The sequence below is a fragment of the Roseateles sp. P1_C6 genome, from assembly GCF_056406315.1.
This window is the reverse complement of sequence record NZ_JBFUAK010000004.1, coordinates 515030-536534: the sequence shown is the minus strand read 5'-3', so window position 1 is coordinate 536534 and position 21505 is coordinate 515030. Positions and strand designations below refer to the sequence as shown.

The 21505-nt window shown below is 68.1% G+C and carries 26 protein-coding genes and 1 tRNA gene; 6 read left to right on the top strand and 21 right to left on the bottom strand.

Features of this window, described 5'->3' with window-relative positions; translation table 11 throughout:
* The first annotated feature begins 140 nt into the window (after nucleotides 1-140).
* Entirely contained in the window at nucleotides 141-479 is a 339-nt protein-coding gene (locus tag AC1D29_RS11230) for a hypothetical protein (RefSeq protein ID WP_477897214.1), read from the top strand.
* A gap of 37 nt (nucleotides 480-516) precedes the next feature.
* Here the strand turns inward: AC1D29_RS11230 and AC1D29_RS11225 are convergent.
* The 6 genes from AC1D29_RS11225 to petA form a co-directional block, all read right to left on the bottom strand.
* Nucleotides 517-592 (bottom strand) — tRNA-Thr (locus AC1D29_RS11225).
* Nucleotides 593-631: 39 nt separating this feature from the next.
* The gene (locus AC1D29_RS11220; RefSeq protein WP_477897212.1) at nucleotides 632-1150 is read right to left on the bottom strand and encodes a ClpXP protease specificity-enhancing factor; all 519 of its coding nucleotides are present in this window, start codon (nucleotides 1148-1150) and stop codon (nucleotides 632-634) included.
* Complete coding sequence (locus AC1D29_RS11215) at nucleotides 1150-1767, bottom strand: glutathione S-transferase N-terminal domain-containing protein (RefSeq protein WP_056192820.1); 618 nt, start codon at nucleotides 1765-1767, stop codon at nucleotides 1150-1152. The genes AC1D29_RS11220 and AC1D29_RS11215 overlap by 1 nt, the downstream gene beginning before the upstream one ends.
* Nucleotides 1768-1906: 139 nt before the next feature.
* The gene (locus AC1D29_RS11210) at nucleotides 1907-2677 is read right to left on the bottom strand and encodes a cytochrome c1 (RefSeq protein ID WP_477897210.1); all 771 of its coding nucleotides are present in this window, start codon (nucleotides 2675-2677) and stop codon (nucleotides 1907-1909) included.
* Nucleotides 2678-2697: 20 nt separating this feature from the next.
* Nucleotides 2698-4104: a cytochrome b gene (locus AC1D29_RS11205; RefSeq protein WP_477897208.1), complete on the bottom strand. Its 1407-nt coding sequence runs from the start codon at nucleotides 4102-4104 to the stop codon at nucleotides 2698-2700.
* Nucleotides 4105-4124: 20 nt separating this feature from the next.
* Nucleotides 4125-4721 (bottom strand): ubiquinol-cytochrome c reductase iron-sulfur subunit, encoded by a 597-nt coding sequence (gene petA / locus AC1D29_RS11200; RefSeq protein ID WP_477897206.1) that lies wholly within the window; start codon nucleotides 4719-4721, stop codon nucleotides 4125-4127.
* A 175-nt stretch (nucleotides 4722-4896) separates the two neighbouring features.
* Here petA and mscL point away from each other — a divergent pair, with 175 nt between their 5' ends.
* Both mscL and AC1D29_RS11190 read left to right on the top strand, forming a co-directional pair.
* Nucleotides 4897-5316, top strand: a complete 420-nt coding sequence (gene mscL / locus AC1D29_RS11195) for a large conductance mechanosensitive channel protein MscL (protein WP_477897204.1) — start codon at nucleotides 4897-4899, stop codon at nucleotides 5314-5316.
* A gap of 133 nt (nucleotides 5317-5449) precedes the next feature.
* Nucleotides 5450-7846 (top strand): DUF1631 family protein, encoded by a 2397-nt coding sequence (locus AC1D29_RS11190; protein ID WP_477897202.1) that lies wholly within the window; start codon nucleotides 5450-5452, stop codon nucleotides 7844-7846.
* Here AC1D29_RS11190 and pdxA read toward each other — a convergent pair.
* On the bottom strand, nucleotides 7843-8856 hold the full coding sequence (pdxA, locus tag AC1D29_RS11185) for a 4-hydroxythreonine-4-phosphate dehydrogenase PdxA (protein WP_477897200.1): 1014 nt from the start codon (nucleotides 8854-8856) through the stop codon (nucleotides 7843-7845). The two genes, AC1D29_RS11190 and pdxA, sit on opposite strands and share 4 nt — an antisense overlap.
* Between pdxA and AC1D29_RS11180 the strand changes: the two genes are divergently transcribed.
* A complete protein-coding gene (locus AC1D29_RS11180; protein ID WP_477897198.1) occupies nucleotides 8855-10687 on the top strand; it encodes a DUF885 domain-containing protein in 1833 nt (610 codons plus the stop codon). The two genes, pdxA and AC1D29_RS11180, sit on opposite strands and share 2 nt — an antisense overlap.
* A 22-nt stretch (nucleotides 10688-10709) precedes the next feature.
* A complete protein-coding gene (locus AC1D29_RS11175; RefSeq protein ID WP_477897196.1) occupies nucleotides 10710-11624 on the top strand; it encodes a M14 family metallopeptidase in 915 nt (304 codons plus the stop codon).
* Here the strand turns inward: AC1D29_RS11175 and AC1D29_RS11170 are convergent.
* Nucleotides 11621-12367 carry a Nif3-like dinuclear metal center hexameric protein gene (locus AC1D29_RS11170; protein WP_477897194.1) on the bottom strand — a complete coding sequence of 249 codons (747 nt, stop codon included), beginning with the start codon at nucleotides 12365-12367 and terminating at the stop codon, nucleotides 11621-11623. The two genes, AC1D29_RS11175 and AC1D29_RS11170, sit on opposite strands and share 4 nt — an antisense overlap.
* Before the next feature lie 21 nt (nucleotides 12368-12388).
* On the opposite strand from AC1D29_RS11170, the gene AC1D29_RS11165 reads away from it, so the two are divergent.
* Nucleotides 12389-13567 (top strand): S1C family serine protease, encoded by a 1179-nt coding sequence (locus AC1D29_RS11165; RefSeq protein ID WP_477897192.1) that lies wholly within the window; start codon nucleotides 12389-12391, stop codon nucleotides 13565-13567.
* On the opposite strand, the gene tatC is transcribed toward AC1D29_RS11165, so the two are convergent.
* The 13 genes from tatC to AC1D29_RS11100 all read right to left on the bottom strand — a co-directional run bounded on the left by tatC (nucleotide 13568) and on the right by AC1D29_RS11100 (nucleotide 21423).
* Nucleotides 13568-14353: a twin-arginine translocase subunit TatC gene (gene tatC, locus AC1D29_RS11160; protein WP_477897190.1), complete on the bottom strand. Its 786-nt coding sequence runs from the start codon at nucleotides 14351-14353 to the stop codon at nucleotides 13568-13570. It lies immediately after the preceding gene.
* Nucleotides 14353-14826 (bottom strand): Sec-independent protein translocase protein TatB, encoded by a 474-nt coding sequence (gene tatB / locus AC1D29_RS11155; RefSeq protein ID WP_477897188.1) that lies wholly within the window; start codon nucleotides 14824-14826, stop codon nucleotides 14353-14355. Before tatB ends, tatC begins: the two co-directional genes overlap by 1 nt.
* A gap of 9 nt (nucleotides 14827-14835) precedes the next feature.
* Nucleotides 14836-15075, bottom strand: coding sequence for a Sec-independent protein translocase subunit TatA (gene tatA / locus AC1D29_RS11150; RefSeq protein WP_477897186.1), 240 nt, complete (start codon nucleotides 15073-15075; stop codon nucleotides 14836-14838).
* A 49-nt stretch (nucleotides 15076-15124) separates the two neighbouring features.
* Complete coding sequence (locus tag AC1D29_RS11145) at nucleotides 15125-15475, bottom strand: histidine triad nucleotide-binding protein (RefSeq protein ID WP_477897184.1); 351 nt, start codon at nucleotides 15473-15475, stop codon at nucleotides 15125-15127.
* On the bottom strand, nucleotides 15472-15801 hold the full coding sequence (locus AC1D29_RS11140) for a phosphoribosyl-ATP diphosphatase (protein ID WP_477897182.1): 330 nt from the start codon (nucleotides 15799-15801) through the stop codon (nucleotides 15472-15474). The genes AC1D29_RS11145 and AC1D29_RS11140 overlap by 4 nt, the downstream gene beginning before the upstream one ends.
* Entirely contained in the window at nucleotides 15794-16189 is a 396-nt protein-coding gene (gene hisI / locus AC1D29_RS11135; RefSeq protein ID WP_477897180.1) for a phosphoribosyl-AMP cyclohydrolase, read from the bottom strand. The genes AC1D29_RS11140 and hisI overlap by 8 nt, the downstream gene beginning before the upstream one ends.
* Before the next feature lie 4 nt (nucleotides 16190-16193).
* Nucleotides 16194-16619, bottom strand: coding sequence for an NUDIX domain-containing protein (locus tag AC1D29_RS11130; protein WP_477897178.1), 426 nt, complete (start codon nucleotides 16617-16619; stop codon nucleotides 16194-16196).
* Nucleotides 16616-17482: an ATP-binding protein gene (locus tag AC1D29_RS11125; RefSeq protein WP_477897177.1), complete on the bottom strand. Its 867-nt coding sequence runs from the start codon at nucleotides 17480-17482 to the stop codon at nucleotides 16616-16618. The genes AC1D29_RS11130 and AC1D29_RS11125 overlap by 4 nt, the downstream gene beginning before the upstream one ends.
* Nucleotides 17483-17550: 68 nt before the next feature.
* Complete coding sequence (gene slmA, locus AC1D29_RS11120; RefSeq protein ID WP_477897175.1) at nucleotides 17551-18171, bottom strand: nucleoid occlusion factor SlmA; 621 nt, start codon at nucleotides 18169-18171, stop codon at nucleotides 17551-17553.
* A gap of 9 nt (nucleotides 18172-18180) precedes the next feature.
* Nucleotides 18181-18867, bottom strand: a complete 687-nt coding sequence (locus AC1D29_RS11115) for a response regulator (RefSeq protein ID WP_477897173.1) — start codon at nucleotides 18865-18867, stop codon at nucleotides 18181-18183.
* Between the two features lie 77 nt (nucleotides 18868-18944).
* Nucleotides 18945-19625, bottom strand: a complete 681-nt coding sequence (locus tag AC1D29_RS11110; protein WP_477897171.1) for a pyrimidine 5'-nucleotidase — start codon at nucleotides 19623-19625, stop codon at nucleotides 18945-18947.
* 59 nt (nucleotides 19626-19684) lie between these two features.
* Nucleotides 19685-20590, bottom strand: coding sequence for an acetylglutamate kinase (argB, locus tag AC1D29_RS11105; RefSeq protein WP_477897169.1), 906 nt, complete (start codon nucleotides 20588-20590; stop codon nucleotides 19685-19687).
* A 74-nt stretch (nucleotides 20591-20664) separates the two neighbouring features.
* A complete protein-coding gene (locus AC1D29_RS11100; protein WP_477897167.1) occupies nucleotides 20665-21423 on the bottom strand; it encodes a hypothetical protein in 759 nt (252 codons plus the stop codon).
* Between the last annotated feature and the right edge of the window lie 82 nt (nucleotides 21424-21505).

Sequence of the window (21505 nt, the reverse complement as noted above, 5' to 3'; positions counted from 1 at the left end):
TGAGCCAGCGGGACGCGCGAATCTGAGGGCGCGGCGAAGCAATGCAAGGCGGGTTTGCCTGGCCGCGCAAAACGGCGCAGTTTAGCAGCGGCCCCTCGGGCCCGAGCCTGCCGGGCCGGCAGGCTGACTACACTGCCGCCATGTCGTCCGCGCCCCGCTACCTCGCCCCCAAAGGTCAGCGCGCCAGCGTGCCCGACCCGATGCCGGTGGCGCAGGCGCTGCGCCAGCATGAGGGCCTGGCCCGGCTGGGCGAGCGGCTGGAAGCGTCGCGGCGGCGGCTGCGCGTCATCGCGCCCGCCCTGCCCGGCAACCTGCTGGCCAGCGTGCAGTCCGGTCCGCTGGACGAGGACGGTTGGAGCCTGCTGGTGGCCAACGCGGCCGTCGCCGCCAAGCTGCGTCATCTGCTGCCACGGCTGGAGGCGCTGCTCGCCCAGGCCGGGCTGCCCGCGCACATCCGCATCAAGCTGCTGCAGAAATGAAAAACCCACTGCCGCGGGGGCAGTGGGTTCTTTGTGGTGGTGCCGGCTATCGGATTCGAACTGATGACCTACCGCTTACAAGGCGGTTGCTCTACCAACTGAGCTAAGCCGGCGAAAAACTGGGCTGGATTCTAGGCGTTTGGCGGGCTGGCCTACTTCACGCGCTTGAGCGAAGGCCGCGGGCCACCGCTGGGCGCGTCCGGCGGCGGCGTGTCATCGCCGTCGTCGTCGCTCGTTTCGCTCGCCAGACGCAGGCCGCTGCGGCGCGGCTCTGCAGGTGCGGTTGCCACGGGGCTGGGGATGGGCGCCGTCGCGCCTTCGGCCAATGCCTCGGGCGCGGGGAAGGCCATGCCCTGGCCGTTCTCACGAGCGTAGATGGCCACGACATGGTCCACCGGCACAACGATTTCGCGCGCTACGCCGCCGAAGCGCGCCTTGAACTGGATGAACTCGTTGCCGAGGTCCAGTCCGCTGGTCGCATCGAAGCCGACGTTCAGCACGATCTCGTTGTTGGACACGTACTCCATGGGGACCTGCACCGAGCGGTCGACGTGCACCGCGATGTAGGGCGTGAAGCCGTTGTCCGTGCACCAGTCGTGCAGTGCGCGGATCAGGTACGGGCGGGTGGACGTGCCATTGCCCGCCCCGCCGGGGGCCGGGGTCTGGTCCATCAGCGGCGCATGACCTTTTCCGAGGGCGTCAGCGCCTCGATGTAAGCCGGGCGGCTGAAGATGCGCTCGGCGTACTTCAGCAGCGGCAGCGCGTTCTTGGACATGTCGATGCCGTAGTAGTCCAGGCGCCACAGCAGCGGGGCGATGGCCACGTCGAGCATCGAGAAGTCGTCGCCCAGCATGTACTTGTTCTTCAGGAAGATCGGCGCGAGCTGGGTCAGGCGGTCGCGGATCTGCGAGCGGGCCTTCTCGAGCTGCTTGTCGGTCGCCTTGGTCGTCGTGCCGCGGCCTTCGAGGATGTTCACGTGGGCGAACAACTCCTTCTCGAAGTTCAGCAGGAACAGGCGCACGCGGGCGCGGGCGACCGGGTCGCCGGGCATCAGCTGCGGGTGCGGGAAGCGCTCGTCGATGTACTCGTTGATGATGTGCGATTCGTACAGGATGAGGTCGCGCTCGACGAGGATGGGCACCTCGTTGTACGGGTTCATCAGGGCGATGTCTTCGGGCTTCGCGAACAGGTCAACGTCACGGATTTCGAAGTCCATGCCTTTCTCGAACAGCACGAAGCGGCAGCGGTGCGAGTAGGGGTCGGTGGTACCGGAGTAAAGGACCATCATGGCTTGGGCTCCCGAGGGGTCAGTCAATCAAAACGCGCGGCGGTAAGGCCACGCTGAAAAAGCAAACGCAGTGGGTGGCCGAAGCGCGCCCCACTGCGTGGTTCGGCACCGCTTTGAGGCGGCGCCGGGATGGACGGGCTTACTTCACGTCCTTCCAATACGAGGCGTTCAGACGCCACGCGAACACGGTCAGGAAGCCGAGGAAGATCAGCACGATGACGCCGAGCTGGAAGCGCTGGCCTTGTGCCGGCTCGCCCATCCACTGCAGGTAGGCGACCAGGTCGGCCACCGCCTCGTTGTACTGGCGCTCGGTCAGCGTGCCGGGCGTCAGCTGCTGGTAGCCGGCGAAGACATGCGTCTTCTTGGCGTGGTCGTGCGGGTCTGCCACTTCCTCGAACTTGGCGGCGCGCTGGCCTTGCAGCTCCCACATCACATGCGGCATCGCGACGCTGGGGAAGGCCAGGTTGTTCCAGCCCGTCGCCTTCGTGTCGTCGCGGTAGAAGTTCCGCATGTAGGTGTAGAGGTAGTCCGCACCGGAGCCTTTGGCACCGTCGGCACGCGAGCGCGCGATGACGGTCAGGTCGGGCGGGTTGGCACCGAAGAAGGCCTTGGCGTCCTTGGCATCCAGGCTGACCTTCATCGTCTCGCCGACCTTGTCGGCGGCGAACAGAAGGTTGTTCTTGATGTCGGCTTCGCTCAGGCCGATGTCGCGCATGCGGTTGTAGCGCATGTAGGCGGCGGCATGGCAGTTCAGGCAGTAGTTGACGAACAGCTTGGCGCCGTTCTGCAGCGCTGCCATGTCCGACATCTTTTCCTTGGGGAACTTGTCCCACTCGATGCCGCCACTGGAGGCTTGCGCGGCGCCGGCCAGGCCCAGGGTGGCCAGCAGGATAGCGATCAGCTTTTTCATTTGTGTTGTTGCTCCGCGGCTCAGTGGGCGTGGAAGGTCACACGTTCCGGCACCGGCTTGGGTTCGCCGATGCGGCTCCACCACGGCATCAGCAGGAAGAAGCCGAAGTAGAACAGCGTGCCCGCCTGGGCGACCAGCGTGCCGATCTCGCTCGGCGGCTGGATACCCAGGTAGCCCAGGATCAGGAACAGCACGACGAAGACGGCGTACATGTACTTGTGCCAGTCGGGACGGTAGCGGATGGACTTGACCGGGCTGTGGTCCAGCCAGGGCAGGAAGAACAGGATGATGACCGCGCCGCCCATGACGACCACACCCCAGAACTTCGCGTCGAGGCCCTTGAGCAGGAAGATCGCGATGGCAGCCACCACCAGCAGCGCCACCTTGGCCGCGCCGCCGAACTTGCCTTTCAGGAAGCTCACGACAGCCGCGACGGCCACGACGCCGCACAGCACGTTGACCATGGTGTCGGTCGTCGCGCGCAGCATCGAGTAGAACGGCGTGAAGTACCAGACCGGGGCGATGTGCGCCGGCGTCTTCAGCGGGTCGGCCGGGATGAAGTTGTTGTACTCCAGGAAGTAGCCGCCCAGTTCCGGTGCGAAGAAGATGATGGCAGTGAAGGCCATCAGGAACAGGCAGACGCCGTAGAGGTCGTGCACCGTGTAGAACGGGTGGAAGGGCACGCCGTCCAGCGGGCGGCCTTGCGCATCCTTGGGACCCTTCTTGATCTCGACGCCGTCCGGGTTGTTGGAACCGACGTCATGCAGGGCCAGCAAGTGAGCCACGACCAGGCCCAGCAGCACCAGCGGCACGGCGATCACGTGGAAGCTGAAGAAGCGGTTCAGCGTGGCGTCGCCGACGACGTAGTCGCCGCGGATCATCAGCGCCAGGTCCGGGCCGACGAAGGGCACGGCGGCGAACAGGTTCACGATGACCTGCGCGCCCCAGTAGGACATCTGGCCCCAGGGCAGCAGATAGCCCATGAAGGCTTCGGCCATCAGGCACAGGAAGATCGCGCAGCCGAAGATCCAGACCAGCTCGCGCGGCTTGCGGTAGCTGCCGTAGATCAGGCCACGGAACATGTGCAGGTAGACGACCACGAAGAAGGCCGACGCGCCGGTGCTGTGCATGTAGCGGATCAGCCAGCCCCAAGGCACGTCGCGCATGATGTACTCGACCGACGCGAAGGCTAGGCCCGCATCCGGTTTGTAGTGCATCACCAGGAAGATGCCGGTGACGATCTGGATCACCAGCACCAGCAGTGCCAGCGAGCCGAAGATATACCACCAGTTGAAGTTCTTCGGCGCGTAGTACTCCGACATGTGGACCTTGTAGGCGTCGAACGCGGTCGGGAACCGGTTCTCCAGCCAGGTCATGGTCTTCACACCTACCGAGGCGCCTGCGGGAGCATCCTTGAATTCAGCCATGTCTCGTCCCGTGTTTCCTGTTAGGCCTTCTTGTCTTCACCGATCAGCAGACGGCTGTCAGTGAGGAACATGTAGGGCGGCACCTCGAGGTTGTCGGGCGCGGGCTTGTTCTTGTAGACGCGGCCGGCCATGTCGAAGGTGGAGCCGTGGCAGGGGCACAGGAAACCACCGGTCCAGTCGTCCGGCAGCGAGGGCTGGGCGCCGGTCGTGAACTTGTCGCTGGGCGAGCAGCCCAGGTGCGAGCAAATGCCCACGGCGACGAAGTACTCGGGCTTGATCGAGCGGTACTCGTTCTTCGCGTACTCAGGCGTCGGGAACGCCTTGCGGTCGGAATTGGGGTCGGCCAGCTGGCCATCGTTCTTCTTCAGGGCCTCGACCTGCTCGGGCGTGCGGCGCACGATCCAGACCGGCTTGCCGCGCCATTCGACCGTCAGCTTCTCGCCCGGCTTGATGGCTGAGATGTCGACCTCGACGGGGGCACCGGCGGCCTTGGCGCGCTCGCTCGGCGCGAAAGTGCTGACGAAGGGCACGGCGGTTGCAACGCCACCAACGGCGCCGGCACAGCCGGTTGCAATCAACCAGGTACGCTTGCCTTGGTCCACTTGCTGGTCACTCATGAGGGTCCTCTAAAGAGACTTCTGATCGGGGCAGCCCAGGATTCTAGCGGACGCTCACTCGCGCCCAGCGAGGAGCGGCGCCTGCCGACCGCAGGTTTACCCGGCTTCTGGGTCCACCGACTTGGCGCCAACATCGGCGCCCAACCACTTCAAACGCTGTCAGCGGGAGCCAAACATGAGTTTCTTCTCCGAATTCCGGGAGTTCGCCGTCAAGGGCAATGTCGTCGACCTGGCGGTCGGCGTGATCATCGGCGGCGCCTTCGGCAAGATCGTCGACTCCCTGGTCGGAGACGTCATCATGCCGGTGGTCAGCAAGATCTTCGGCGGCCTGGATTTCAGCAACTACTTCATCCCGCTGGCCGGTCAGACGGCCGCGACGCTCGCCGACGCGAAGAAGGAAGGCGCCGTGCTGGCCTACGGCAGCTTCATCACCGTCTCGCTGAACTTCATCATCCTGGCCTTCGTCATCTTCCTGATGATCAAGCAGATCAACCGCCTCAAGCGCGACGAGCCGGCAGCCGCGCCCGCCGAGCCGGCGGCCACGCCCGAAGACATCCAGTTGCTGCGCGAAATCCGCGATTCGCTGAAGCGCTGACCGCTGTTCCCAACGCGCCAGCCCGGTAAGCAATGGTTACCGGGCTTTTTTTTGCCACGAATTTGGCAACTCGCTGAAAACCCCAGCTTGTTGCAGGCGCGATACTTTCGGCGCAGCTTGTGCCATTTTGTTGATGAACGCGCCCGAGATACGCCTGAATCCGCACCTTGAAGCCTCCCTGACCCGCATCCGCCTTGCGGGCGAGCAGGCTGCGGAGCGCTGCGCGGAAGGCCTGGGCCTGTCGGCCTTGTCCGCCGGCCAGGTCAAACGGCGCGACACGCTGCTCGCGGCTCAATTCGTGTTCCGCCAGCAACAAGGCGTGTTCTCGCAGCGCTTCGTGCAAAGCCTGCGCAAGCAGGTAGCTGCCGAACAGACCGATACCAAACCGGATGTCGCTCCGGTGACCAAGAAGAAGGATTGGGGCGAGTTGTCGCTGATGGACGACGACCAGGTCAACAACCTGGTCGCGGCCGACCGCATCGGCCTGGCGCTGGGCCACCACAGCGAGTGGGAGCTGCGCGAGGTCGAGTCCTATGTGTCCGGCATCCAGGTCGGCGACCGCAACCCGCTGCGGCCGGAACTGATAGGCCAGGCGCTGCTGGACGCCGTCCAGGCCATCACCGACGACCCGGTCACCCGCCAGACGCTGACGGACGAGCTGACGCGCGCGCTGGCGCAGGAAATGCGCGGCTGCTACGCCGACATCGCCGAACTGCTGCGCTCACGGGGGTTGCGCCCGCAGGACCTGCGCGTGCGCGCCACGCCGGACGGCAGCATGTCGCGCCACGGTGGCCTGGGTGCCGCCAGCCAGCCGGCGGAGCTGGATTCCGGCCACGGCGGCATGTCGACCCGCGGCGGCGGCTACGGCGGCGGCTCGGGCTACGGCAACACCGGTCACGGCGGCTCGGGCCACGGCGGCCTGGGCCACGGCGGCGGGCGCGGCGGATACGGCGCCCGTGGCGGTGGCGGCGGCATGGGCCGCGTCGACCCGCAGATGATGGATTTGCTGCGCCGCCTCGCGCAGGCGCCCGTGGGTTATGAATCGGGCCACGACGGCTATTCCAGCCGCATGGGCCTGGACACGCTGAGCGGCGAGCCCAGCGCCTGGGGCCAGCTGCCCCTGCCGACGAACCTGATCCACCAGCACCGTGACGAGTTGCGCCAGGCCTCCACGGGCCGGCTGGACCACATGGTCATCGACGTCGTCAGCAGCCTGTTCGACCAGATCCTGTCCGACCCCAAGGTGCCGCCGCAGATGGCGCGCCTGCTCGCGCGGCTGCAGCTGCCGGTGTTGCGCGTCGCGCTGGGCGACGAAACCTTCTTCTCGTCGCGCCGCCATCCGGTGCGTCAATTCGTCAACCGCATGGGTTCGCTGGCCTGCGCCTTCGACGACTTCAGCGACGACCCCGGCCGCTCCTTCCTGGCCCATGTGCGCGACCTGGTGCAGGACGTGGCCAGCGGCGACTTCGATCGCATGGACGTCTACACGGCCAAGCTCGATGCGCTGGAAAGCTTCATCGCCGACCAGACACGCAACACGCTGAAGGCTGCCGGCGATGCCGCCGCCGTCGTTGAGCGCCGCGAGACCGACCTGCGCCTGCAGCAGCGCTATGCGCTGCAACTGCAGCAGGCGCTGGCCAAGGTGCCGATGCAGGATTTCCTGCGCAACTTCCTGGCCCAGGTCTGGAGCCAGGCCATCGTGCTGGCCTCGCGCGAAGGCGCACCCGAGCGCGCGCTGCGCCTGCGCACGCTGGGCCGCGGCCTGGTCATGAGCGTGCAGCCCAAGGGCGGCACCGCCGCGCGCGCCGACTTCCTGCGCGAGTTGCCCAACCTGATGCGCACCCTCAACGAGGGGCTGGATCTGATCCGCTGGCCGGACGGGCCGCGCAAGGACTTCTTCGGCGCACTGCTGCCGGCTCACGCCGAGTCGCTGAAGGGCCAGGCGCCGAGCGCGCTGGACACCAACCTGCTCGTGCGCCAGCTCGACCAGATCTTCGGTGTCCCGCCGCCGGCCGAGGCCGACCTCGCCAAGCCCATGGCCGGCGAGACCCTCCCCGGCGACCTGGACGCCAGCCAGCGCCTGACGCCGGCCGAGGCCAAGAGCCTGGGCCTGGTCGAGGAGTCCGGTGTCGACTGGAATGGCGAACTGGACCTGGACCTGTCAGGCAACGACGCGGCCACCGCGCCGCTGGAAGCCGTCGACATCTCCATCGAAGGCCTGCCGGCGGCAGAGAGCGCGCCCGAGCCCAGCAGCGGCGCGCTGCTGGTCGACAACATGGAGCTCGGTTTCGCTTACCAGATGCACACCGGCGACGAGTGGCAGAAGATGCGCCTGGCCCACATCAGCGCGGGCCGCAGCTTCTTCATCTTCACGCACGGCAACCGCCATCAGGAGACGGTGACGATGACGGCCCGCATGCTGAAGAAGCTTTGCGAGGCCGGCCGCATGCGCGCCTTCGAGCACGCCCACCTGCTGGAGCGCGCGACGGCGCGGACGCGCGCGCAGCTGGCCGCATTGGGCGGCCGCTAGGCCACCACTGCGGCGCTGAGGCGCCGCGCCATCGCCAGCGCTGCGCTCAGGCTGGACGGGTCGGCGATGCCGCGCCCGGCGATGTCGAAGGCCGTGCCGTGGTCGGGACTGGTGCGCACGAACGGCAGGCCCAGCGTCACGTTGACGCCCTGCTCCACGCCCAGGTACTTGACGGGGATCAGCCCGTGGTCATGCGTCATCGCAACGACGACATCGAACTCGCCGCGGCGCGCGCGCATGAAGACGGTGTCCGGCGCGAACGGGCCGCTGGCATCCCAGCCCTCGGCGCGGGCATCGGCAATGGCCGGCGCAATGTGCTGGATCTCCTCGTCACCAAACAGGCCCCCTTCCCCCGCATGCGGATTGAGCCCGGCCACGGCGATGCGCGGCGCCGCGATGCCCATGCGTTGCAACGCCACGCCGGTGATGCGCAGCGTCTCCAGCACGGAAGCCCGGGTGACGCGCGCGATCGCATCGCGCAGCGAGCAGTGGATGGTGACCAGCACCGTGCGCAGCTCCTCGTTGGCCAGCATCATGCGCACCGGCACGCCGCCCGCCAGCGCCTGCAGCATCTCGGTGTGGCCCGGATAGGGCGAACCAGCGGCATGCAGCGCCTCCTTGTGGATGGGCGCGGTGACGAGGGCGCGCGCCTGGCCGGCCTGGATGAGGCCCACGGCCGCTTCTATGCACAGCGCCGCCGCCGCGCCGGCGCGGGCATCGACGCGGCCCAGCGGCACGTCGACGAGGTCCGCCGGCAGGCCCTGGGGCTGCCACACCGGCAGGCAGTGCGGCGGCACGCGGTGCAGTTCGTCGGGCGCGTGCAGTTGTGCGACCGCCAGGCCGCCGCCGGTCGCCGCAACGGCCTGCCGCAGCACGGCGACATCGCCGACGACGACGGCACCCTGCGCCGCATCTCGCCGCCACAGGCTGGCGATGATCTCGGGGCCGATGCCGCAGGCGTCGCCCATGCTGACGAGGAGGGGCGGCTCTAGGGAGTTATCCGGGGTCATGCGGCATTCTTTCATCACCCCCGCGGCCGCGCTGGCAGACTGCGCGCCCACCCTGCCCGCCCTGGAGATGCCCTTGCGCCTGCTGCTCGTCGCCGTCGTCATCGCCTTGCACCTGCCCGCACCGGTCCGCGCGGCCGACACCAAGGCCCACCAGGCCTTGCAGGCGTTGTTCGACGAGGCCTGGGAGGCCGAGGCCCGCGCCGCGCCGGAACTGGCCAGCCTGCGCGGCGACCTGCGCTTCAACGACAGGCTCGCGGACCGCAGCGAGGGCGGCCTGGCCGCGCGCGACGACTTCGCCCGCGACATGCTGGCCCGCGCGCGGGCCGTCGACGCGAGCTCATTGAACGACACCGACCGCATCTCGCTGGCCTTGTTCGCGCACCGCTACCAGCAGGACGTCGCGCTGCAGGCCCACCCCGGCTGGCGCACGCTGACACTGGGCACGCTGGGCGGCGCGCAGTCGGCGCTGGCGGGCTTGGCGCGCAACGTGCCGGTCAACAACGAGGCCCAGGTCAGGCAGTGGCTGGCGCGGCTGGCCGCCTACCCGACGCGGGTCGAGCAGGAGATCGCCATCCTGCGCCGCGGCGTGGCGCTGGGCTGGGTCACGCCCAAGTCCGTGCTGGCGCGGGCCATCGCGCAGATCGAGGGCCAGCTGCCCGAGGACGTCACCAAGAGCCCGGCCTACGAGCCCTTCACCCGCATGACGGTGGACGCTGCCGCCAAGGCTTCGCTGCAGGCCCAGGGCCAGGCAGCGCTGCGCGAGCACTTCTACGCGGCCCAGCGGCGGCTGCTGGCCGTGCTGAAGGACGAGTTGGCCGCGAAGGCGCCCGACAGCGGCTCGCTGGGCAGCTACCCGGGCGGCGACAAGGCCTACGAAGCACTGATCCTGCGCCACGTGACGCTGCCGCTGGCGGCCGCCGACATCCATGCGACGGGCCTGCGCGAGGTCGCGCGCCTGCGCGCCGACATGGAGAAGGTCAAGGCCGAGGCAGGCTTTGACGGCGACCTGGCCGCCTTCAAGAAATTCCTCTACAGCGACCCCAGGTTCTTCAACCACAGCGGCGAGGAGTTGCTGGCCGGCTACCGCGAGATCGCCAAGCGCATCGACCCGGAGCTGCCCAAGCTCTTCACGCAGCTGCCGCGCTCGCCCTATGGCATACGCGGCATGCCGGCGTACACCGGCGAAGGCGCCGCCGACAACTACAACGGCCCGGCGCTGGACGGCACGACGGCCGGCTGGTTCAACGCCAACGCGGTCGCCTTCAAGCGCCGGCCCAAATGGGCGATGGAGACGCTGGTGGCGCACGAGACCGTGCCCGGCCACCACCTGCAGATCTCGCGCCAGGTCGAGCTTGCCGAGCTGCCCAACTTCCGCCGCCAATCGCAGTACTCGGTGTTCAGCGAGGGCTGGGCGCTGTACGCCGAGACGCTGGGGCCGCAGATCGGCCTGTTCCGCGACCCCTACACGCGCTTCGGCCACCTGCAGGCGCAGATGTTCCGCGCCGCACGCCTGGTCGTCGACACCGGCCTGCATGCCCAGGGCTGGCCACGCGACAAGGCCATCGCTTACATGATCGAGCAGACCGGCCATGACGCGACCTTCATGACGGCCGAGGTCGACCGCTACCTGGCCCAGCCGGGCCAGGCGCTGTCGTACATGATGGGCAAGCTCAAGATCCAGGAGCTGCGTGCGCGTGCCGAGGCCCAGCTGGGCGCCAGGTTCGACCAGCGCCGCTTCCACATGGCCGTCATCGACCAGGGCGCCATGCCGCTGGCGATGCTGGAGCAGCGCATCACCGCGTGGATCGCCAGCGAGAAGACTCGCCCCTGACCGCATCTCAACGAGGACCGACATGCACTTCTATTCCATCGGTACGCCGGGACAACCGTGGGGCGCGGCCGACGTCGCCGCCTGGCGGGCCCAGGTCGTGCGGCAACGCAGCTATGCCGACGACGTGCTCAGCGCCATCGACCCGCTGCGGCAGGCCTTCGACGTCAACGAGTACGGCGCGCTGAACTACGACGGCGCGCAGTTCCCGCTGCTGGCCATCAGCAGCCGCGATTGGCGCGACGACCTGCCCGTCCTCGTCGTGACCGGCGGCGTGCATGGCTACGAGACCAGCGGCGTGCATGGCGCGCTCGAGTTCGTCCGGCAGCATGGGCTGGAGACGACCGGCCGCGCCAACCTGCTGGTCGTGCCCTGCGTCAGCCCCTGGGCCTACGAGCGCATCCAGCGCTGGAACCGCGACGCGCTGGACCCCAACCGCAACTTCCGCCCGGGCAGCCCCGTGGGCGAGTCGACCGCGCTGGTGGCGCTGCTGGCGCCGCTGCGCGGGCGTGTGCTGATGCACATCGACCTGCACGAGACGACCGACACGGACGAGTCGGAGTTCCGGCCGGCGCTGGCGTCGCGCGATGGCGAAGCCTTCACGCCCGACACGGTGCCCGATGGCTTCTACCTCGTCGACGACATCGACCAACCGCAGCCCGCGTTCCAGCGTGCCGTCATCGATGCGGTCGCCCAGGTCACCCACATCGCCCCGGCAGACGCCAACGGCCTGATCATCGGCTCACCGTTGCAGTCGCCGGGCGTCATCAGCTTTGCGGTCAGCCGGCGCGGCCTGTGCGCCGCCATCACCGGCGCGCGCTTCAGCACGACGACCGAGGTCTATCCCGACAGCCCGCGCACGACGCCGCAAGAATGCGTCCAGGCCCAGGTGGCCGCGGTGCGCGCGGCCATCGCCTACGCGCTGGCCCACGCCGGCTAGGCGGGGTTGGCGACGTCGATGAACTGCCAGCTCAGGCCCAGGTCCTGGGCCACCTGGGCGCCCACGCCCTGCACGCCGTAGCGCTCCGTGGCGTGGTGGCCGGCGGCGATGAAGGCCACGCCGGTCTCACGCGCGTAGTGCGCCTGGGGTTCGGAGATCTCGCCGGTGATGAAAACGTCGGCGCCGGCCGCGATGGCCCCCTCGAAATAGCCCTGCGCCCCGCCCGTGCACCAGGCGACGCGGCGCAGCGGGCGGCCGTCGCCCGGCACGCTGGTCACGTCGCGGCCCAGCACGTCGCGCAACTGCGCCGTCAGCGCGTCCAGATCGGTCGGTGCCACGGCCGCGCTGAAGCCCAGGTCCTGCTCGCCAAAGCGCGCATCGGCCGTCCAGCCCAAGCGCGCACCGAGCTGGGCGTTGTTGCCCAGCGTCGGGTGCGCGTCCAGCGGCAGGTGATAGGCGAACAGGTTGATGTCATGCTGGATCAGCCGCGCCAGGCGCTGCTTCATCCACCCGGTCACGCGACCGTCCTGGCCACGCCAGAACAGGCCGTGGTGGACCAGGATGGCATCGGCCTTGGCGGCGATGGCCGCATCGATCAGCGCCAGGCTGGCGGTGACCCCGCACACCATGTGGCGCACCTCTGCACGGCCCTCGACCTGCAGACCGTTCGGCCCATAATCCTTGAAGCGTCCCGGCTCCAGCAACTGGTTCAGTCGGAGTTCCAGCGCGGCGCGGTCGGTCATGGCTTGTGAAGGATGAGGGTGTTGAAGCGGCTTTGGCTGATTTTCGCGCAGGCGGTCACGGTGGCCCTGGGCGTGGTCTTCGTCCTCACGACCTTGAAGCCGCACTGGCTGCAGGCGGCGCGCTGGCGTGATGCCCCCGTCGCCGCGACGGCGCGCGAGATCGCTCTGCCCGCCTCACCGCCCTCTCCCGCCGCCTCCGTCGTGCGCGCGGGCTTCGCGCTGGCGGCCCGCGCCGCCGCGCCGGCCGTCGTCAGCATCACGGCCAGCAAGGCACCGCCGCGTGCGGCGGGCCGCGCGCGTGACCCGCTGTTCGGCTTCCCCTTCGGCCCGCGCCAGCCGCGCGGCGGCCCGCAGCTCGGCCTGGGCTCCGGCGTCATCATCTCGGCCGACGGCGTGCTGCTGACCAACAACCATGTCGTCGAGGGCGCGTCCGACATCGAGGTGCAGCTCAGCGACGGCCGCCAGGCCCAGGCCAGGCTGCTGGGCACCGACCCCGAGACCGACATCGCGGTGCTGAAGATCGAGCTGCCCGACCTGCCCGCCATCCGGCTCGGCGATGCGGCCAGCCTTCAGGTCGGCGACGTGGTGCTGGCCATCGGCAACCCCTTCAACGTCGGCCAGACGGTCACGTCCGGCATCGTCTCGGCGCTGGGCCGCAACCAGCTGGGCATCAACACCTTCGAGAACTTCATCCAGACCGATGCGGCCATCAACCCCGGCAACTCGGGCGGCGCGCTGGTGGATGCCGACGGCCGGCTGATCGGCATCAACACAGCCATCTTCTCGCGCAGCGGCGGGTCGCTGGGCATCGGCTTCGCCATTCCCGTCGACGTGGCCCGCCAAGTGGCGGCGGCCATCCTGAAGGACGGCGTCGTCGCGCGCGGCTGGATCGGCGTGCAGACGCGCGAGCTGACGCCCGAGCTGGCCGAGGCGCTGAAGCTGGGCGATGCCAAGGGCGTGCTGATCGGCGGCGTCGTCAACGACGCACCCGCCGCCAAGGCCGGCATCCGGCCGGGCGATGTGCTGACCCGCATCGGCGAGCATGCCGTCGCGTCGCCCGCCGAGCTGCTGGCCAGCGTCGCGGCGCTGAAGCCGCTGAGCAAGGTCGACGTGGGCGTGCAGCGCGGCGGCAAGGCCTTGAGCTTCCAGCTCGCCGTCGCACAGCGGCCCAAACCGCAACGGGCCGGCGAAGAGGACTGATCAGCTCTCGGCGGGGTCTTCCGGTGCCTTGGTGTGGCGCACGAAATGGGTGGCCGCGAACAGGCCCACCTCGTACAGCAGGCACATCGGGATGGCCAGCGCCAGCTGCGAGACGATGTCGGGCGGCGTGATGACAGCCGCGACGATGAAGGCGACGACGATGAAGTAGCCGCGCCATTCGCGCAGCTTCTCCACCGACACGATGCCCATGCGCACCAGCACGACGACGACGACCGGCACCTCGAAGGCCGCACCGAAGGCGATGAACATGTTCATCACGAAGCCCAGATAGGCCTCGATGTCGGGCGCCGCCGTGATGCTCTTGGGCGCAAAGCTCTGGATGAAGGCGAAGACCTTCTTGAAGACGAAGAAGTAGCAGAAGGCCACGCCGCTGAAGAACAGCAGTGTGCTGGACACGACCAGCGGCATCACCAGCCGCTTCTCGTGCGAGTACAGGCCCGGCGCGATGAAGGCCCAGGCCTGGTAGAGCACGATGGGCAGCGCCAGCATGAAGCCGGCCAGCATCGTGATCTTGATCGGCACGAAGAAGGGCGCGATGACATTGGTCGCGATCATCTTGGTGCCTTCGGGCAGGTTGGCGACGAGCGGCGCAGCCAGCCAGTCATACAACTGGCTGGGACCGGGGTAGAGGCACAGCACGCCAAAGCAGACGGCAATGGCGAGCACGGCCCGCAACAGCCGGTCGCGCAACTCCATCAGGTGGGAGACGAAGGGCTGTTCGGTACCGGCGAGCTCGTCGTGGTCGGGTTTCTGGAAGGAGCTCATCAACGGATGCCGGGAGGCCGGAAGCGCGCCACGCGGGCGGCGCCGGACTGGGTGTGGCGCTTCACGCCGGCCTTCTGCTTGAACCACATCGGCGTCGCTCCGCGCTTGAGGCGCCAGTTCTTCTTCGGGTGACGGTACGCGGGCGACGGCGGCGCGATGGACGACGTCTCGTACGACGAATCGCTGGTCACGTCGCGCCAGGTCTGATCCAGCGCCTGCGTGGCCGAGTCCACCTCCTGCCGCACGCTCTGCTCGACATCGCGCGCCGCCGTCTCGAACTGGGACTTCATCTTCTGAAGCTCCTCCAGCTCGATGGAGCGGTTGACCTCGGCCTTCACGTCCGCCACATAGCGCTGCGCCTTGCCCAGCAAGGTGCCCACCGTGCGCGCCACGCGCGGCAGCTTCTCGGGGCCGATGACGATCAAGGCCACCGCGCCGATCAGCGCGAGCTTGTCAAAGCCGAAATCAAGCACTCGTCAGGCTCAGGACTTGGTCTTGGCGTCGACGTCGACCGTGTTGGGGTCGTTGACCTTGTTCGCGGTGACCTGCTGCGCCGGCGTGCCGGCGGCCGGCGCGTCGCTGCCGCCGTCCTTCACACCGTCCTTGAACCCCTTGACGGCCGCGCCCAGGTCGGAGCCGACATTGCGCAGCTTCTTCGTGCCGAAGATCGCGATGACGACGACAAGAACGATCAGCCAGTGCCAAATACTGAATGAACCCATGATGCTTACTCCTTGAGGACTGGCTCAAATTCTAGGTGAGGGCCAACCCCTAACCTTTCAACCAGGGCCGGGGGCCGCCCATCACGTGCAAATGCAGGTGATAAACCTCCTGGCCGCCGTCCGGGCCGGTGTTGATGACGTGGCGGAAACCATTGGTCACACCCAGTTCCTTCATCAGCCTCGGGCCCAGCGCCACCATCTTGCCCAGCAGCTGGCTTTCGGCCTCGGTCACGTCGGCCATGGACGCGATGTGGCGCTTGGGGATGATGAGCACATGGACCGGCGCCCAGGGGTGGATGTCATGGAAGGCGAGGACGTCTTCGTCCTCGTAGGCCTTCTTGCTCGGGATCTGGCCGGCGACGATCTTGCAGAAGAGGCAGTTGGGGTCGGAGTGGCTCATGGCTGCTGCTGTCCTCGTTGGGCGAATTCGGTCAGACCGGACAGTCCTTCACGCCGGGCCAGTTCATTCAGCACATCCTCAGGCTTCAAGCCGAAATGCGCCAGCGCGACCATGCTGTGGAACCACAGGTCGGCCACCTCGTAGACGACTTTCTGCGCATCGCCGTCCTTCGCGGCCATGACCGTCTCGGTGGCTTCCTCGCCGACCTTCTTCAGGATGGCGTCCAGGCCCTTGTCGAAGAGCTTGGCGACGTAGCTGGTGCCGGGGTCGGCCCCCTTGCGCGATTCGATGACCGCGCCGACGCGCGCGAGGATGTCGTCACTCATAGATCTTGGCGGGGTCTTTCAACACCGGCTCGGTGGCGGTCCAGACGCCGTTCTCCAGTTTCTGGAAAAAACAGCTGTGCCGGCCCGTGTGGCAGGCGATGCCGGGCTCGTGGCCCAGTTGCGTCACGGTCAACAGCACGACGTCGTTGTCGCAGTCCAGGCGGATGGCGTGCACCTGCTGGAAGTGGCCGCTCTCCTCGCCCTTGTGCCAGAGCTTGCGGCGCGAGCGGCTCCAGTAGACCGCCTGGCCGCGCTCGGCCGTCAGCGACAGCGCCTCGCGGTTCATCCACGCGAACATCAGCACGTCGCCCGTGCCCTGCTCCTGGGCGATGACGGGCACCAGGCCGTGGTCATCCCACTTCACCGAATTCAACCAACTGCTGCTCATGACTTCAGTCTAGGTGAGTGGCGCCGGCATGTTGGCGCTCCTCGGCAAACCACTTCAGGACGGGAATCGTGCCGGGCAGCACCGGTTTGACCTGCACCGGCAGGCTGGCCCAAGCCATCTGCTGGCCTTCCAGCATCTGGAACTCGCCCTGCCAGTCGTACACCTTGCAAAAGTTCAGCCGTACGCGGGCATGGGGGTAGTCCATGACCAGCATCTGCCACGGGTGGGCAGCGCCGATCTGGATGCCCAGCTCCTCGCGCAGCTCGCGCGCCAGCGCCTGCTCGACGCTCTCGCCGGCCTCGACCTTGCCGCCCGGGAATTCCCAGTAGCCGGCGTAGACCTTGCCTTCGGGGCGCGAGGTCAGCAGGAACTGGCCGTCCGGCGCAACCAGCACGCCCACCGCGACCTCGGTGATCTCTCTTTCGCTCATGGCGCCCGCCCTGCCATGTCGCGCGCGAACTGGTAGGCCACACGGCCCGAGCGCGAGCCGCGCTCCAGCGCCCAGATCAGCGCCTGCTGGCGCGCGCCGGCGATGGCCGCGTCGTCCAGGCCGAAGTGACGCAGCCACTGCGCCACGATGGCCAGGTATTCGTTCTGGCTGAAGGGATAGAAACTGATCCACAGGCCGAAGCGCTCGGACAGCGAAATCTTCTCTTCGACCGCCTCGCCCGGATGGATCTCGCCATGCTCACCGTGGGTACCGGCCAGGTTGTCGACCATCTTCTCGGGCAGCAGGTGGCGGCGGTTGCTGGTCGCGTAGATCAGCACGTTGTCGCCAGCCGCGGCGACGGAGCCGTCGAGCACGCTCTTCAGTGCCTTGTAGCTGGCCTCGCCTTCGTCAAAGCTGAGGTCGTCGCAGAAAACCACGAAGCGCTCCGGGCGCTGGGCGACCTGCTCGACGAGGTCCGGCAGGTCCACGAGGTCGGCCTTGTCGACCTCGATGAGGCGCAGGCCCTGGTCCGAAAACTCGTTCAGCACGGCCTTGATCAGCGAACTCTTGCCGGTGCCCTTGGCGCCCGTCAGCAGCACGTTGTTGGCCGGCCGGCCGACGACGAACTGGGCCGTGTTGCGCAGCAGGCGTTCCTTCTGCGGCTCCACTTCCTGCAAGTCAGACAGGCGGATGCGGCTGATGGCACGCACCGGCTCCAGGCACAGCGAACCGTGCCGCCGGCGGGCGCGAAAGGCGGTGGACGAAGCCCAGTCGGGCGGCGTGGCGGCGTGGGGCAGAACCGCTTCCAGGCGGGTCAGCAGACCCTCGGCGCGGGCGATCAGGGACTCAAGAGCGGCGGACATGCCGCCAGTGTAGAAGGCGACGTCGAGTGGGTCGCCAGCGGTACGCGCCCCGGCCCATCCGACGTTGCCTAGCCGATGCTCTTCAGCGAAGCTTCCAGCTGTTCGGTGGGCAGGCGCTTGAAGCCCGAGCGCGCATAGCGTTGCAGCCGGCCGACGATGAAGCTGACCCAGACCGAGGCCTGCGCGTTGGCCTGCACGGTGGGCGTCAGGGCGCCCTGCGCCTCGGCCGTGGCGCGCAGCACCTGGCGCAGCGAGGACTCGATGCGGTCGAAGAACTGGTTGATGCGCGCCGTCAGCCGCTCGTTCTCGTAGACCAGCGCGTCGCCGACCATCACGCGCGTCATGCCCGGGTTCTTCTCGCCGAACTGCAGCAGCACGCTGGCGATGCGGGCGGCCTGGCCGGGCAGCGGCGTCTCGACAATCTGGTTGACCATGCCGAACACGCTGCTCTCGATGAAGTCGATCAGCGCCTCGAACATCTGCGCCTTGCTGGCGAAGTGGCGGTACAGCGCCGCTTCGCTGACGTCCAGCTTGGCGGCCAGCGCCGCCGTCGTGATGCGGTCGGCGCCCGGCTGCTCCAGCATGCCGGCCAGCACCTGCAGGATCTGTGTGCGGCGCTCGCCGGGCTTGGGGCGCTTCCTCGGGGTCGTACCTGGGGGCGGGCTGTCGGCGGGCTGGGCGGCGTCCATGCGGGGATGCTAGTCCCTGAGCCAGCCCAGGCGACGGGCTTCGTAGATGGCCTCAACCTTGGAACGCACGTGCAGCTTGCGGTAGACCCGCTTCACGTAGGTCATCACCGTGTGCGGCGACACCTGCATGAACTGCGCGATCTCGTCGAACGTGAAGCCCTTGGCCGCCAGGTGCAGCACGCGCGACTCCTGCTCGGACAGCGCGACGACCTCTTCGTCGGCCAGCGTGGCCGCCATGGCCTCGGGCGACGGGCCGGTCGCCCCTTGCGCGCCGGGCGCCAGGCGCACCAGCAGGCGGCGGGCAATGATGGGGCTGATCGGGCTGCCGCCGGCGCGCAGCGAGCGCAGCTGGCCGGGCAGGTCCAGCGCCAGGCTGTCCTTCAGCAGGTAGCCGGTGGCGCCCGCCTCGATGCTGGCCACCACGTGTTGCTCGTCGCCGAACACGGAGATGACCATGACCTCGCACTGCGGCCGCGTCTGCGCCGCATGGCGGATCAGCTCGATGCCGCTGCCGCCGGGCAGGTCCAGGTCGACGAGGAGCACGTCGGGCTGCAGCTGGTCGAACATGCGTCGGCCCTGGGGCAGGTCCGGTGCGATGCCGAGCAGTTCGATGTCGGGCACGCTGCCGAGCGCATGCGTGAAAGCCTCGCGGAAGCGGGCTTGGTCTTCGACGATCAGGACCGAGAACGGGGTCATTGACTCTGTGGGCTCTTCAAATGCGCGGATGCTGGATTCTCGGGGGAGGATACCCCGTCGGCCATTCGCGTCTTCCTTCAGAAGTGGGGGGACCGTGCCAACGCCACCAACGAGCGCACCCGACGGCTCACGTAGACCGGCCGCCGGTGCAGGCGCGCCGCGCCCGCGCGTTTCAGCCAGCGCTGCATCCAGACGGTGGCCATGCCAAGGCCGCGGGCGCTCTTTTGATGGATGAGCGTGTCCTCGACCAGCACGCATTGCTCGGGCCGCAGTCTCAGCCGCGCCAGCACGATGCGGAACATGCGCGCGTCCGGCTTGGGGCGGGACTGGCCGAAGCAGCGCATGTCCTCGACGCACACCAGGCCCTCGAAGACATCGCGCAGCCCCACGGCAGCCAGCACGCGCTGCGCATAGGCCAGCGGCGCGTTGGTCATCAGGAACTTGCGGCCCGGCAGGCGGCGCAGCGCGGCCAGGTCGTGGGCGTGGCCATGCAGGTGAGCGTCCAGCCCCGGCAGCAGATGCGTCTCGTGCAGGAAGTGCGCGGCCTTGACGCCGTGGTGGCGCTGCAGCCCCGTCAGCGTTGCGCCGTAGCGCGCAAAGTAGCCATGGCGCAACGCCACGGCCGCTTCGGTCGGCAGACCCAGGTGGGTCTCGATGTAGGCCGTCATGGACGCATTCAGCGCCGGGAAGGCGCGATGCGAGGCGTTGTGCAGCGTGTCGTCGAGATCGAAAAGCCAAACGCGCTCGCGCGACTTCACCGTGAGCTGACCATCGCCAGTCCTCGCCTTCGGCTCCGACGCCGAACGAGCATGTCGTCTCATCGAGACGAAATCATCGTTCCGTAGGCCTGGTCGGTCAGCACCTCCAGCAGCATGGAATGCGGCACGCGGCCGTCGATGATGTGCACGGCGTTGACGCCGCTCTTGGCCGCATCGATGGCGCCGGCGATCTTGGGGATCATGCCGCCGCTGATCGTGCCGTCGGCCACCAGTTCGTCGATGCGGCGCGGCGTCAGCTCCGTCATCAGCTCGCCGTTCTTGTCCAGCACGCCGCGGATGTTGGTCAGCATCAACAGCTTCTCGGCCTGCAGCACCGTGGCCAGCTTGGCGGCCACGACGTCGGCATTGATGTTGTAGCTCTCGTTGTGCTCGCCAAAGCCGATGGGGCTGACGACGGGGATGAACTGGTCGTCCTGCAGCGCCTTCACGACGCTGGGGTCGATGGAGACGATGTCGCCGACCTGGCCCACGTCGTGTTCCTTGGCCGGGTCGTCCTTGTCCAGCATCTTGAGCTTCTTCGCGCGGATCATGCCGCCGTCACGGCCGGTCAGGCCCACGGCCTTGCCACCGGCGGCGTTGATGAGGCCCACGATGTCCTGCTGCACCTGGCCGGCCAGCACCCATTCGACGACTTCCATCGTCTCCTCGTCGGTGACACGCATGCCCTGGATGAACTCGCCCTTCTTGCCCAGGCGGCTCAGCGCGCCTTCGATCTGCGGGCCGCCGCCGTGCACGACGACCGGGTTCAAGCCGACGAGCTTGAGCAGCACGACGTCCTCGGCGAAGTCCTGCTGCAACGCCGGGTCGGTCATTGCATTGCCGCCGTACTTGATGACGATGGTCTTGCCGTGGAACCGGCGGATGTAAGGCAGGGCCTGCGAAAGGATCTCGGCCTTCTCGCGCGGAGCGATGTGGGAGACGTCGGTGGTGTGGGGGCTGGTCATGCGGGACTCCGGAGATCGCGCCGATTCTAGGCAGGCAGCGGCCGGCGCCTGACAGGCCCGTCAGACGCGCGGCATCACCTGCCCGGCGCCGATGCCGCGCCCGGCTTCACCCAGCCCTGCAAGGCCTTGTCGACCTCCTCGCGGATCAACCATTGCAAGATCTCGACCTTGCGTTCGTTCGACAGCGCCTCCCAGGGGTCGTTGCCCTGGCGATCGGGATCGACGGCAGATGTGCTGGCGCGGGCCCGGTACTCGGCCTGCAGGTCCAGCGTCGCGACGTCGACGAGGAACATGTCGAAATAGGCGTAGGGCGCCAGGAAACCGACGCTCCACTGGTTGTTGTCGACGCGCTGCACCTCCAGCGCCGTGTCGACGTAAAAGCCGAGGCCCTCGAGTTGGCCGGCGCCGGTCGCGGTCCTGAACATCTGCAGCTTGGCCTCGGCGCGCGCGGGCTGGATCAGCACGAGGTGCGACAACTTGGCCGCCTGCGCGGCCTCCAGCAGCGGCCGCGTGACCAGCACCGCCTGGCGGTCGCGCTGCCAGGGCGTGCTGCCATTGGCGGGCCGGGCCAGCACCAGCGGCTCGGGCAGGCCTGCGCGACGGGCGCTCTGCACGACCTCCAGCAGCACGAACTTCTCGAACCCGCTGACCTTGAGCGCTTCCTTCGCATTGCGATCGACGCGGGTGCCCGTGGTCGGCGCGCGGATGACGAGCTGCACTTCGCCGCCCAGGACCGACATCACGCCGACCTTGGTGATTTCCGCGGCGCTGGCAGCGGTGGCAGCCAGCATCAGCAGCACGCAAACGCAGCGCGCGCGCAAGAGGGTTCGCATCACATGACTCCACGGTTGAGGGGCGCCGAAGGTTAGCGCAGTGCGCCACGCCGACCGCCGTGAATCCTCACTCGCGCCGTGC